The sequence below is a fragment of the Pararhizobium arenae genome (assembly GCF_001931685.1).
GTDB classification, from domain to species: Bacteria; Pseudomonadota; Alphaproteobacteria; order Rhizobiales; family Rhizobiaceae; genus Pararhizobium; species Pararhizobium arenae.
Window position 1 is genome coordinate 167,338 of the sequence record NZ_MOOY01000007.1, and the last position, 13,493, is coordinate 180,830.

Consider the following 13,493-nt stretch of genomic DNA (forward strand, 5'->3'; position numbering starts at 1 on the left):
TGAGACGGCGATGAAACCGGTGCGATCCGAACAGGAATATCAGAGCATCCTCCGCAGGCTGGAGCTTGCGCTCGATGCGTCGCGGATCGGCGTTTGGGAGCATGACCTCTCGACCGACGTACTGACCTGGGACGAGCAGATGTTTCGCCTCTACGGGCGAGCCAAACCGGGCGGGGTTGTCGATTCATCGCTCTGGAGCAATGCCATCCACCCTGAGGATCTCGCCGGGGCCAAGGCGGATTTTGCCGATGCCGTTCGCCGTCGCAACGACTACTCTTCGGAATACCGTATCCTCTTGCCGGATGGAGCGGTGCGACACCTGCGGTCTCGCGCGCGATACTTTGAGGAGAACGGCAAAGGAACCTTCATCGGCGCCGAATGGGACGTGACGGCGGATGTCGAACTCAACCGCGAACTATCAGAACAGACGCGGATAGCCGAAAGGCGGGCCGAGGCACTTGAGGAAACTGCCGCACGCATCGAGCACGCTGCGGCGCACGACTATTTGACCGGCTTGCCCAACCGCCGGTTCTTCGACCGCAAACTCACTGAGCTCTCGGGCTCCGGGGACACGGCAAAGCTGGCGCTTTTTCACATCGGGCTTGATCGCTTTGCCATGGTCAACGACCTCGTCGGCCACGATGCCGGCGATCGCCTTTTGAAGGCGACTGCCGCCGTTTTGGCGGACCAGCTTCCCGAAGGCACTTTCCTGGCGCGCATCGGTGGTGACGAGTTTGCGGCGCTGATTGGCAACTTCCCGTCCGTCGATTCCCTCCGGAAACTGGCGGATCAGCTGCTGGAGAGCCTGAAACGGCCGATCTGGCATAGCGAGGGCATGATCAGCGTCACGGCTTCCATCGGGATCGCCAGCGCCCATAGCGGTAGGGTGTCCAATCTGTGGGCCGAATCCGATATTGCCCTGATGCGCGCAAAACGGGGAGGCCGCAATCGGGCAGACTTCTTCTCCGCCCAGATGAAGGCGCAGATCAACAGCGAAAGACGGCTCGCGGACCAGTTTGCGCGTGGTCTGGAGCGCGGAGAGTTCGTACCCTTCTATCAGGCACAGGTCGATGCGCGCACGCGCCGCATCGTCGGCGTCGAGGCGCTTGCCCGATGGCGGCATCCGAAGCGCGGGCTCTTGGCGCCCGGTGAGTTTCTGGGCACCGCTGCCGGTCTCGGCATGCTGGAAGAACTCGATGCGACCATCCTCCGGCAGACGCTGCTTGATCGGAAATCCTGGACGCGCAACGGCGTCCGCGCGCCGAAGGTGGCGGTCAACGTATCGGCCGCGCGCCTGTCGGATGTGTCTCTCATACCGGAATTGAAGGCCCTTGATATCGAGCCGGGCAGCCTCTCCTTCGAGCTCCTCGAAACGATCTTCCTCGATGAGATCGAGGATGGCATGCTTGCCAATGTGTCGGCGCTGAAGTCGATGTTCATCGATATCGAAGTCGATGATTTCGGCTCCGGTCACGCCTCGATCATCGGCCTGATGAAACTGAAGCCCCGGCGCCTCAAGATCGACCGGCGTCTGGTGAAACCGATCACAACATCCCGGGAGCAGAAGAGGCTGCTGCGCTCTATCGTCGAGATCGCCAAGGCGCTCGGCATCGAGGTGGTGGCCGAAGGGGTAGAGACACAGGAACACGCCAGACTTCTGACGCGACTCGGATGCGACGTGTTGCAGGGCTACGCGATCGCCTATCCGGTTTCGGCGGAGGATATGCTGGATGCCCTGATCGAAGCCGATGAAGGAAAGTTCCTGACCGAGGCCTGATCCTCGACATGCCGCGGCTCCATCAATGGTTCGACGTCAGCAACGCTTCCATGATGCCGATGATGCGCCTGTGCTGGTGCGCGTGTCGGCTGCGGATGCTGTTCGCGGCATAGACGGCCTGGACGATTGTTGGTGCATCCTCGACAGCAAGCGCCGCTCCGTCCCTGACCAGTTGAGACGCCCTGGATTGCTCGAGATAGGTCGTACCGCCGAGTTTTTTGAGAAGACTGGTCATGGCAAGGTTCTGGCCGAGAGCAAGCGGCGCGGACGACAGGTGCGGCAAGGCCAGCCGGTGGGCGCGATCGAAGGCCGGCGAGTAGACGGCCTGGATATAGGTCTGAGGATCTATTTCGGCCACCGTTTGTGCTGTCGTGCTGACCATCAGGTAATGCAGTTCTCCGATTTTTTCATAGTGAAGGTCGGGCAGGTAATGCGGCGTGTATAGGATTGCCAGATCGAGATCACCGGCTGCCAGATCCCGGTTCATCTGGTTGGAATAATCGGCTTCCATGTATATCGATGTGCCGGGCAATTCGGCCCGGATTTTCGACAGCCAATCGCCCGCAAAAAGCTCGGAGACATCGTGCTGGATGCCGAGTCGCATGGAGCGCTCATAGGTGCCCGCGCTTTCCACCGCGCGCGTCGCCTCATGCCATTGGCGCTGCAGCGCCTTGGCGTGGTCGAGGAAACGCAGACCTGAGGCGGTCGGCGCGGTGCCGCCCTTGTTGCGGGTGAAGAGCTTGCGATTGAACTGGGCTTCCAGCGCTTTTACCCGATGTGAGACTGTGGATTGGGTGATGTTGAGCCGCTCGGCCGTGCGGTTGAAGCTGCGGGTTTCCATCAGGTCGAGAAAGGTTTCGATGAGGTCGATCTGCATTTATGTCGTCGATTCTTCGCTCGCTGTCTCTGTCGGATTTGCCCCTCACCCTAGCCCTCTCCCCACTCGCGGGGAGAGGGGACGACTGTGGTTGCCGCTCGCTTTGGCCGCCATCAGCAAGAGCGACGACGGAGCTTGCCGCATGTCCCTTCACCCCGCGAGCGGGGAGAAGGTGGCCGACAGGCCGGATGACGGGCACTCCCCAACAATCTAATCGAATTCTTCGATCAATAAAGCGAAATCCCACCGCTTGATGCTGATGCCTTTCATCGCCAAAACTTCTCCCAAAATAAGGGAACAGACATGTCGCAATTGCCGTCTCAAGCTCGCGTCGTCATCATCGGGGGAGGCGCGGTCGGCGCTTCCGCGCTCTATCATCTGGCGAAGTCCGGATGGACGGATTGCGTGCTTCTGGAAAAGAACGAGCTGACGGCCGGTTCCACCTGGCATGCGGCCGGCAACGTGCCGACCTTCTCGTCTTCATGGTCGATCATGAACATGCAGCGCTATTCCGCCTCGCTCTATCGCGAGCTTGGGCAGCGCGTCGATTATCCCATGAACTACCACGTAACCGGCTCGATTCGTCTTGGTCATTCGAAGGAGCGGCTGCAGGAGTTCAAGCGCGTCGTCGGCATGGGCCGCTATCAGGGCATGGACCTCGATATCCTGTCGCCGGACGAGATGCGCGGCAAATATCCCTTCCTCGAAACCCATGAGCTGACAGGCGCGCTCTACGACCCCTATGACGGCGACATCGATCCGGCGCAGCTGACCCAGGCGCTCGCCAAGGGTGCGCGTGACATGGGTGCGAAAATCTTCCGCTTCTGTCCCGCCACCGGCGCGCGCCGGGAGGGGGAGGAATGGGTGATCTCGACGCCACAGGGCGAAATCCGTTGCGAGAAGGTGGTCAACGCCGCCGGTTATTACGCCCGCGAAGTCGGAAAATGGTTCGGCCGCGATGTGCCGATGATGGTGATGAGCCATCAGTACATTCTCTTCGAGGAAATCCCCGAACTGGCGGCTTGGTCGAAGGAAGTCGGCCACAAGCTGCCGCTTCTGCGTGACGTCGATAGTTCCTATTATCTGCGACAGGAAAAGACCGGCATGAACCTCGGCCCCTATGAGCGCAATTGCAAGGCGCATTGGGTGACGCCGGATGATCCGATGCCGGACGATTTCTCGTTCCAGTTGTTCCCCGACGATCTCGACCGGCTCGAATGGTATCTGAACGATGCCGTCGAGCGCGTGCCGATCCTCGGCACGGCCGGCCTGTCGCGCATGATCAACGGCCCGATCCCCTATGCGCCGGATGGCAACCCGCTGATCGGGCCGATGCCGGGCGTGCCGAATGCCTATGAGGCCTGCGTCTTCACCTTCGGCATCTGTCAGGCCGGCGGCGCCGGCAAGGTGCTGGCGGAGTGGGTGACGGAAGGCGAAACGGAGTGGGATATGTGGTCCTGCGATCCGCGCCGCTATACGTCCTTCGCCGCGGACAAGGATTATTGCATCGCCAAGGGCATGGAAATCTATGGCCATGAATATGCGATGCACTTTCCGAAGCATGCATGGCCGGCCGGACGCGACCAGAAACTCTCGCCGATCCACGATCGCATCAAGGCACTAGGTTCGCAGTTCAAACCCTATAACGGCTGGGAGCGCGCCAACTGGTATGCCAAGCCGGGCGACGATCTTTCGGAAGAATCCACCCAGACCTGGAACCGCGAAGGGCCATGGCGGCCGCGCATCGAGGAGGAATGCCGCGCTGTCACCGAGGCCGCCGGCATTCTCGATCTGCCGGGGTTTTCGCGCTACCGCGTGAAGGGTGAGGGAGCGACGGCATGGCTCTCTTCCCTCATCACCGGCAAGGTTCCGAAGCCGGGCCGTATCGGCCTTGCCTACTTCTCCGACGACAAGGGCCGCATCGTTACGGAAATGTCCGTCATGATGCTGGATGAGGATTTCTTCTTCCTCATCACCGCCGCAACGGCGCAGTGGCATGATTTCGAGTGGTTGAAGAAGCATCTGCCTGACGGCGCCGCCTTCACCATCGATGACGTGACCGAGGCGTTTTCCTGCCAGATACTCTCCGGTCCGAAGTCCCGCGACATCCTCGCTGAGGTCTCGGATGCCGATCTGCAAAAGGGCTGGCTGACCCACCAGAGCTGCCAGATCGCCGGCCGCTGGTGCCAACTCGTGCGCGTGTCTTTTGCAGGTGAACTGGGCTGGGAAATCCATACGAAGATCGACGACACCGGCGTCATCTTCGATGCTGTCTGGACGGCCGGGCAGAAACATGGCCTGAAACCCTTCGGCATGGAGGCGCTGGACAGCCTGCGCATCGAGAAGGGCTACCGCGCGTGGAAGGGAGATCTTTCGACCGACTACACCATCCTGCAGGGCGGGCTTGAGCGTTTCGTCGATTGGACGAAACCGGAGTTCAAGGGCAAGGCGGCTCTGGAGCGCGAGAAACAGCAGGGTGTTTCCAAGCGCTTCGTGACGCTGACGGTCGAGGCCGGCGAATGCGATGCGCCCTATATGTCGACGCTCTGGCACGATGGCAAAGTTGTCGGCGAGACGACATCGGGCAACTGGGGTTACCGCGTCGGCAAGTCCATCGCGCTCGGCATGCTCCGCACCGATCTCACGGCACCCGGCACGGAAATTGAGGTCGAAATCTACGGCGACCGTTTCAAGGCGACTGTCCAGCCGGATGGTCCGCTGTTCGACCCCAACAATGAAAGACTGCGTGCATGAGTGCCAAGCCGATCCCATCCAAAGCCCGCGCCGTCATCATTGGCGGCGGTGTTTCAGGCTGTTCCGTCGCCTATCATCTGGCGAAGCTCGGCTGGACGGATGTGGTGCTCTTGGAGCGCAAGCAGCTGACATCCGGCACCACATGGCATGCGGCCGGTCTGATCGGCCAGCTGAGGGCGTCGCAGAACATGACGCGGCTCGCCAAATATTCCGCCGATCTCTACACCAAGCTCGAGGCCGAAACCGGCATCGGCACCGGCATGCGCCAATGCGGCTCGATGACCGTGGCGCTGACGGAAGAGCGCAGGCAAGAGATTTATCGTCAGGCCTCGCTCGCCCGCGCCTTTGGCGTCGATGTGCGCGAGATCACCGTCGATGAGGTGAAGGGCATGTATCCTCACCTCAACACGGCGGATGTGAAGGCCGCTGTCCACCTGCCGCTCGATGGACAGTGCGATCCGGCCAACATCGCCATGGCGCTCGCCAAGGGCGCGCGGCAGAACGGCGCGACAATCCTCGAAAACGTCAAGGTGACATCCGTCGTCACCAAGGACGGCCGTGTGACCGGCGTCACCTGCGAGCAGAACGGCGAGACCTTCACCATCGAGACGGAAAACGTCGTCAATGCCGCGGGCATGTGGGGCCGTACGCTAGCGGATATGTCTGGCGTCACCCTGCCGCTGCATGCCTGCGAGCACTTTTACATCGTCACCGAGCCGATCCCGAACCTTCAGCGACTGCCGGTCCTGCGGGTGCCGGACGAGTGCACCTATTACAAGGAAGATGCCGGCAAGATGCTGATCGGCGCCTTCGAGCTGAAGGCTAAGCCCTGGGGCATGGAGGGCATCCGCGAGGATTTCTGCTTTGACCAGCTGCCGGAGGATTTCGATCACTTCCAGCCGATCCTCGAAAACGCCATCAACCGTATGCCGATGCTGGAAACCGCCGGTATTCACACTTTCTTCAACGGCCCGGAAAGTTTCACCCCTGACGATCGCTACTATCTCGGCGAAGCGCCGGAGCTGAAGGGCTATTGGGTCGCCGCCGGTTACAATTCCATCGGCATCGTCTCCTCCGGCGGGGCGGGCATGGCGTTGGCGCAGTGGATGAACGATGGCGAAGCACCGTTCGATCTCTGGGAAGTCGATATCCGCCGCGCCCAGCCGTTCCAGAAGAACCGGGCCTATCTCAAGGATCGTGTCTCCGAAACGCTCGGCCTGCTTTACGCCGATCACTTCCCATATCGCCAGATGGCGACGGCCCGCGGCGTGCGCCGTTCGCCGCTGCATGAACACTTGAAGGCGCGGGGCGCGGTGTTCGGCGAAGTGGCGGGCTGGGAGCGCGCCAACTGGTTTGCGAAAGAGGGCCAGGAGCGGGAATATCGCTACAGCTGGAAGCGGCAGAACTGGTTCGAAAACCAGAAAGAGGAGCACCTCGCTGTCCGCACTGGCGTTGGCCTCTTCGACATGACGTCTTTCGGCAAGATCCGCGTCGAGGGCCGCGATGCGCTGGCGTTCCTGCAACGGCTTTGCGCCAACCAGATGGATGTTGCGCCGGGCAAGATCGTCTACACCCAGATGCTGAATGCCCGCGGCGGAATCGAGAGCGACCTGACGGTGACGCGGCTTTCGGAGACGGCGTTCTTCCTCGTGGTGCCCGGCGCGACATTGCAGCGTGACCTCGCCTGGCTGCGCAAGCACTTGCGCGACGAGTTCGTCGTCATCACCGATGTCACGGCGGCCGAAAGTGTGCTCTGCGTCATGGGGCCGAAATCGCGCGAGCTGATGCAGAAGGTGAGCCCGAACGACTTTTCCAATGCGCATCATCCCTTTGCGACTGCGCGGGAAATCGAAATCGGCATGGGCCTCGCCCGCGCCCACCGGGTCACCTATGTCGGGGAGCTCGGGTGGGAGCTTTATGTCTCCACCGACCAGACGGCGCATGTGTTCGAAGCTTTGGAAGAGGCGGGGGCGGATGTCGGCCTGAAGCTCTGCGGCCTGCACACGCTCGATAGCTGCCGCATCGAAAAGGCCTTCCGCCATTTCGGCCATGACATCACCGATGAGGATCATGTGCTCGAAGCCGGCCTCGGCTTTGCCGTGCGCACGAAGAAGGGCGATTTTCTTGGCCGCGACGCTGTGTTGCGGAAGCAGGAGCAGGGGCTGAAGCGGCGCATGGTGCAGTTCAAGCTTTCCGATCCCGAACCGCTGCTCTTCCACAACGAGGCACTGGTGCGCGATGGCAAGATCGTCTCGACCATCACGTCAGGCAATTACGGCCACTTCCTCGGCGGCGCGATCGGCATGGGCTACGTGCCCTGCGCCGACGAGAGCGAGGCGGATGTGCTGGGGTCGGATTACGAGATCGAAATTGCCGGTGTGCGGGTGAAAGCGGAGGCCTCGCTGGCGCCGATGTACGATCCGAAGGCTGAGCGGGTGAGGGCTTAGTCCAGAGGGGAGGGACAGCCCCTCATCCGCCCTGCCGGGCACCTTCTCCCCGTACACGGGGAGAAGGGACAAGCGGCGAGCTCCGTCGTCCCCTCTCCCCGCGAGCGGGGAGAGGGCTAGGGTGAGGGGCAACCCCGCCACAAAAGAATGCGCGCGCCGGAACGCGGATTTTCCGGTCAAATCTTGGAGACGTCACATGCTCGCGCCAGAATTTTTGAAAGACAGCACCAAGGGCGACCGCATCGACCAGCTGATCGCCGCCCACAAGCCCGGCCACGGCCTCACCCGGCCATTCTACGTCGATCCGGAGATCTACGCCCGCGATCTGGAGCGGGTGTTCTATCGCCATTGGCACTGCGTCGCCCATGAGACCGTGATCCCCAAGGTCAACGACTTCGAAGTCTTCCGCATGGCCTCCGAGCAGGTGATCGTCACCCGCCATGCCGATGGCTCGATCCATGCGATGCTGAACGTCTGTCGCCATCGCGGCGCGGAAGTCTGCACCAAGGACAAGGGCAATGCCCGCATGTTCGTCTGTCCCTATCACGCTTGGACCTACGGCAATGACGGCGCGCTGAAGGCCGCGCGGCTGATGCCGAAGGATTTCAAGCGCGAGGATCATGGCCTGAAGAAGCTGCATGTCCGCGTCGTCGAAGGGCTGATCTTCATCTGCTTCGCCGAAACGCCGCTCGATTTCTCCGAAGTGGAAAACTTGCTGCATGCCACCTGCGGCCAATATGGCTGGGCCGATGCCAAGGTCGCCTATCGCCAGTCCTATCCGGTCGATGCCAACTGGAAGCTCGCCGTCGAAAACTATGTCGAGTGCTACCATTGCGGCCCGGCGCACCCTGAGTATTCGCAGACCCACGCGCTGGAACAGCCGCTGCACATGATCGAGGCGCTGAATGCGGCGATGGAAGAGCGCACCTGTGCACTCGGCATCGAGGTCGGTTCCGGCGATCACTGGCAGACATCGGCAAACGGCAAGGAAACCATCCACGCCTTCCGCTATGCGCTCTATGACGGAGTGAAGACCGGCAGCCAGGACGGCTCGCCGCTCAGCACGCTGATGGGCCGCTTCACCGAATTCGACGGCGGCGTGACCTCGGTGCATCTCGGTGGCACGTCCTTTCTCGTCTGCTATCCCGACCACGGCATGATCTACCGTTTCGTGCCGAAGGGGCCGGAAGCTTGCGAGATGGAACTGATCTGGCTCGTCAATGGCGAGGCCGAAGAGGGCCGGGACTACGACCTCGAAAAGCTGAAATGGCTCTGGACCGTCACTACCGACGAGGACAAGGCGATCATAGAGCATACCTCGCGCGGCGTGCGCTCGAATTTCTTCGTGCCTGGCCCGATCGCGCCGATGGAGCAGAACGAACTGCGTTACATCAATTGGTATCTCGACGAGATCAGCCGGCCGGTCTAAGGCTTCAGAGATTACGCCCCGAAACGCTGTCGATCCGCGTTGTCCAGCGCGGCGTGCGTGGCGTGGCGCCGAGGCGGTTGGGGAAGGTGAAGAAGGTGCTGATCGCCTGACTTTCGCCCGGCGGAACACGGGCAAGGATCAGCGCGGTATCCTCGCCGACCAGGCGGCATGGGGTCTCGGCGCAATCTTCGAGGATGGCCGTCAGCCTGAAATACTCCAGAAAAGCGCCGCTCGTGTTGCGCACGGTACCCGTCGCGCGAAAACTCAGGTCGGTACCATTGCGCTCGAAGCCAATGGTTTCGACCACAATCTGATCCGGCGTGATGGGCGGGGCCGGTCGCGCGGCGGTTGACGGTTCCGCGGCGGGCTTGCGGTTGTCGTCCGTCAGCCAGACCACGAAAGCGACGCAAAGACCGATTGCCACCAGCACGCTCAGAACAGGTTCGGCGAAGCGGCGGAACCGCGACGAACGCATGGCGAAATAGACGATCAATATGGCCGCCAGCGCGGGAATTATCCAGATCATTCAAAAGCCTCCCAGGCCAATATAGGAAGCCGGACGCTGCGAGGGAAGCTGTGCGCGTCGCTATAAAGCGAGAACTTCATTCGCAGCCTGGAGACCAGATTTTACTTCAGGCTGATCCAGTAGGCGCCGCGAAAAGGCACGGCGGCAAAGCGTGCGTTGATTTCCTTCAGGCTCGCATCCGGATCGATGTCGCCGAAGATGTCCGGACGCAGCCAGTGGGCGAAGGCCTCGGCTGCGAGGATATTGAGCGGTACGGCATTGAAGAAGTTCCAGAGGCCATGCACACGACCCTCGCGCACACCCTTGAGGTTGGCAAGCAACGGGTTTTTCACAGCCGCTTCCAGCGTGCTGCGGGCTTCTTCCGGGTCAACGCCGGGGCCAATCGAGAAGCTGCTATAGGTGCCGCCCGGCGAGGCCGTGGCAATATAGACTTCCGGGTCGGCGGCGATCAGGAATTCGCTGCTGACGGTGCCGCCCTGCGGCGGCAGGTTCTTGTTGGCGATGTTCCGGCTGCCGGTGATGGCGATGAACGCGCCGAGCCCGCCGACGCCATAGGCGTAGCAGCAGCGATCCGGGTTCGGGAAGGCATCCATCACCACCGTCGGGCCGGGCTCAGGATGGGCGGCCACCCGGTCCGTGATGGTCTTCAGATGCGCCTCGTAGAAATTGGCAAAGGCATTGGCCTGCTCATCGCGCTCCAGAATCTGGCCGAGCAGGCGCATGTTTCCGGGGGTATTCTTGAGCGCATCGCTGTTGAAATCCACGACCACGACCGGCAGGTCGATGCTTTCCATATATTCGATGGCGCGCTTGCCGAGTTCGGTATCCGCCTGCCAGTTGGCGAGGATGGCGAGATCGGCATTCAATGTCAGAATCGTCTCCATCGAAAGCCCGTCACCCGTACCATTGCCGATCAGCGGCACATCTGCCAGCCTCGGAAACTTGGCGACGAAATCCTTGTAGATTTCCGGATTGTCGCCCTTCATGTCCCCGGACCAGCCGGCAAGGATGCTCACCGGATCGGGATGGATCAGCGACAGTGCCACCAGATTGAAGCCGCTGCCCAGAAGCACGGCCTTCGGCTTTGCCTTGATGGTGACGCTGCGGCCGAGCGAATCCGTGATCGTCATCGGCCAGCGTTCCTGCGCGACAGACGGCGAAACGAGCCCAACCATCAGGGCGGCAAAAACAACGAGGAAACGGATCAATTTACTGCTTTCTTTGTTCGGGAAGGGCGCAGAGTTCGCCACAGCTGGGGATGCCCGGCAGCATGTAACGCAGGCAGCAGACCTTGCGTCGACAGATCGTCTGCTCGCCATCGGTTTCATGGCGCAGGCAGCCGCGGAAGGGATTGAGCGTGCCATCCGGCAGGAACTGTTCTTCAAAAAGGGCGCGCGACGCCCAGTTGCCGGCCTCGGAGGCCTTGCCCTGCGCCGTGGCATTGAAGGCGTAGTCGATATAGACGGCGGCATTGTTCCAGGCGAGGCGGGGTGCCAGCCCGCCCTGGTTCTTGAGCTCCTGCACGATCGGGGTCAGATGATCGCGCACGAGAGGAGCAACGAAGGACAGGAGATCGTCGTCGCTCGCTTCGCTCCACGCACCTTCGTCTGCAAGGCCAAAGGCGCGCGGCAATCCATCCTCGCCAAGCGCGATCGACATGGCATTCATGTCGACGGAGAGTTCCTGATGGAAGCGGCGCGCGACGATATAGGGGATGGTGAGCGCCGAGAAATAATAGAGCGACCACATGGAGGCGACGGCCCGCCGGTCGGCGCCATTTTTCCCGGCCGCGTAAGTATCCAACGCTTTTGAAAACGCATCCGAGGCAAAGAACTCGGCGAGAGTGGTCGCACCATCCAGGTCACCAGCGAGCATCATCTTCTCGCCGCACCAGGCGTGCTCACCGGCGAAAACCGTCTTCAGGCTCGAAGGCCCGAATGCGGCTTTCGTTTCATGCTGAGAGGTTATGCTCAAAGGGTCACCGGTTCGAACGGCAAACGCGGAGCACCGTTCTTTCAAGATAAAGATGAATTCCCTTATCAAGAATTACGGGCGAAAATCAATCCGTTTCGTTTCTGGTCTAGCTGGATCGTTCCCTCTCCCGGCGTGCGAGGAGAGGGCTAAGGTGAGGGGCAGAACTTTCATCCTTGAGAAGGCCGAAATTTGCGCCCCTCATCCGCCCTTCGGGCACCTTCTCCCCGCGGGCGGGGGGAAGGGATAACCCGAATCAACCGTGATTGATCATGATGTGGCGGACGGCGGTGTAGTCTTCCAGCGCGTAGATAGACATATCCTTGCCGTAGCCCGACTGCTTGACGCCGCCATGGGGCATCTCGTTGGTCAGCATGAAGTGGGTGTTGATCCAGGTGCAGCCGTATTGCAGGCGGGAGGCCGCCTTCATCGCCTTCGAAATATCCTTGGTCCAGACGGACGAGGCCAAGCCATAGTCGCTGTCGTTCGCCCAGCGGACGGCTTCGCCATCTTCCTTAAATCGGGTGACGGATACGACCGGGCCGAAGACCTCGCGGCGTACGATCTCGTCGTCCTGGGTCGCGCCGGCAACGACGGTCGGCTGGAAGTAGAAGCCGTCCGTGCTGCCGAGTGCGCCGCCGGTGGCGATTTCGATATGCTTCTGCTCGGTGGCGCGCTCGACGAAGCTCGCTACACGGTCGCGCTGACGCTTGGAGATCAGCGGGCCGATCTCGTTTTCGGTGTCGTCGGCCTGATTGTACTTGATGGTCGAGACGGCGGAGGAGAGGTCGGCGACCAGCTTCTCGTAGATGCCGTCCTGCGCATAGATGCGGCAGGCGGCGGTGCAGTCCTGACCGGCATTGTAGTAACCGAAGGTGCGGATGCCGGAAACGACGGCGTCGATATCGGCGTCGTCATAGACGATGACCGGAGCCTTGCCGCCGAGTTCCAGATGGGTGCGCTTGACGGTCTTGGCGGCGGCGGTCAGCACCTTCTTGCCGGTGGCGATATCGCCGGTGATCGAGACCATACCGATCTTCGGATGGTTGATCAGCGCGTTGCCGACAGTTTCGCCGCGGCCGAGGATGATGTTGACGACGCCTTCCGGGAGGATGCCGGCGAGCAGCTTCGCCATCTTCAGTGCCGTCAGCGGCGTCTGTTCGGAGGGTTTGAAGACAACGGTGTTGCCGCCGGCAATCGCCGGTGCCAGCTTCCAGGCCATCATCATCAGCGGGTAGTTCCACGGCGCGATCGAACCGATGATGCCGACCGGATCACGGCGGATCATCGAGGTATGGCCGGCAAGATATTCGCCCGCGACCGGCGCGTGCATGGAGCGGATGGCGCCGGCGAAGAAGCGCCAGCAGTCGACAATGGCCGGCAGTTCGTCATTGCGCACGGCATTGATCGGCTTGCCGCAGTTGAGCGCTTCCAAGGCCGCGAAGGCATCGACTTCGCTTTCGATAGCGTCGGCGATCTTCAGGAGATAGCCGGAGCGTTCGGCCGGCGTCGTTGCCGCCCAGCTGTCAAAGGCTTTTTCGGCCGCCGCAACCGCCGCCTCGATCTGGCTGTAGGATGCTTCCGGCAGATCGATGATCTTGCCGCCGGTGCGCGGGTTGAGGATATGCTCCTCGGCTTCGGTGCCTGCTTCGAAGCGCGAGCCGATCAGGAGTTCGGTATCCATTGTTCTTCTCCCTTGGTTTGAGGGGAGC

Annotated in this window: 9 protein-coding genes; 4 read left to right on the forward strand and 5 right to left on the reverse strand. The window is 61.5% G+C overall.

Going from position 1 to position 13,493, the window contains the following annotated elements:
- The first annotated feature begins 10 nt into the window (after nucleotides 1-10).
- On the forward strand, nucleotides 11-1,777 hold the full coding sequence (locus BLX89_RS16870; protein ID WP_075292124.1) for a putative bifunctional diguanylate cyclase/phosphodiesterase: 1,767 nt from the start codon (nucleotides 11-13) through the stop codon (nucleotides 1,775-1,777).
- Between the two features lie 22 nt (nucleotides 1,778-1,799).
- Here the strand turns inward: BLX89_RS16870 and BLX89_RS16875 are convergent, their stop codons facing one another.
- The gene (locus tag BLX89_RS16875; protein WP_075292125.1) at nucleotides 1,800-2,654 is read right to left on the reverse strand and encodes a LysR family transcriptional regulator; all 855 of its coding nucleotides are present in this window, start codon (nucleotides 2,652-2,654) and stop codon (nucleotides 1,800-1,802) included.
- A gap of 303 nt (nucleotides 2,655-2,957) precedes the next feature.
- Between BLX89_RS16875 and BLX89_RS16880 the strand changes: the two genes are divergently transcribed.
- The 3 genes from BLX89_RS16880 (at nucleotide 2,958) to BLX89_RS16890 (ending at nucleotide 9,284) form a co-directional block, all read left to right on the forward strand.
- A complete protein-coding gene (locus BLX89_RS16880) occupies nucleotides 2,958-5,408 on the forward strand; it encodes a GcvT family protein (protein WP_075292126.1) in 2,451 nt (816 codons plus the stop codon).
- Complete coding sequence (locus tag BLX89_RS16885) at nucleotides 5,405-7,855, forward strand: GcvT family protein (protein WP_075292127.1); 2,451 nt, start codon at nucleotides 5,405-5,407, stop codon at nucleotides 7,853-7,855. Before BLX89_RS16880 ends, BLX89_RS16885 begins: the two co-directional genes overlap by 4 nt.
- A gap of 196 nt (nucleotides 7,856-8,051) precedes the next feature.
- Nucleotides 8,052-9,284: an aromatic ring-hydroxylating oxygenase subunit alpha gene (locus BLX89_RS16890; RefSeq protein WP_075292128.1), complete on the forward strand. Its 1,233-nt coding sequence runs from the start codon at nucleotides 8,052-8,054 to the stop codon at nucleotides 9,282-9,284.
- Between the two features lie 4 nt (nucleotides 9,285-9,288).
- Here BLX89_RS16890 and BLX89_RS16895 read toward each other — a convergent pair whose 3' ends face one another.
- From BLX89_RS16895 to BLX89_RS16910, 4 genes are all read right to left on the reverse strand, one after another.
- Complete coding sequence (locus tag BLX89_RS16895) at nucleotides 9,289-9,810, reverse strand: hypothetical protein (protein WP_075292129.1); 522 nt, start codon at nucleotides 9,808-9,810, stop codon at nucleotides 9,289-9,291.
- A 101-nt stretch (nucleotides 9,811-9,911) separates the two neighbouring features.
- Nucleotides 9,912-10,985 (reverse strand): ABC transporter substrate-binding protein, encoded by a 1,074-nt coding sequence (locus BLX89_RS16900; RefSeq protein WP_075292285.1) that lies wholly within the window; start codon nucleotides 10,983-10,985, stop codon nucleotides 9,912-9,914.
- 34 nt (nucleotides 10,986-11,019) lie between these two features.
- A complete protein-coding gene (gene fhuF, locus BLX89_RS16905; RefSeq protein ID WP_083637601.1) occupies nucleotides 11,020-11,688 on the reverse strand; it encodes a siderophore-iron reductase FhuF in 669 nt (222 codons plus the stop codon).
- 349 nt (nucleotides 11,689-12,037) lie between these two features.
- A complete protein-coding gene (locus BLX89_RS16910) occupies nucleotides 12,038-13,465 on the reverse strand; it encodes a gamma-aminobutyraldehyde dehydrogenase (RefSeq protein WP_075292130.1) in 1,428 nt (475 codons plus the stop codon).
- Between the last annotated feature and the right edge of the window lie 28 nt (nucleotides 13,466-13,493).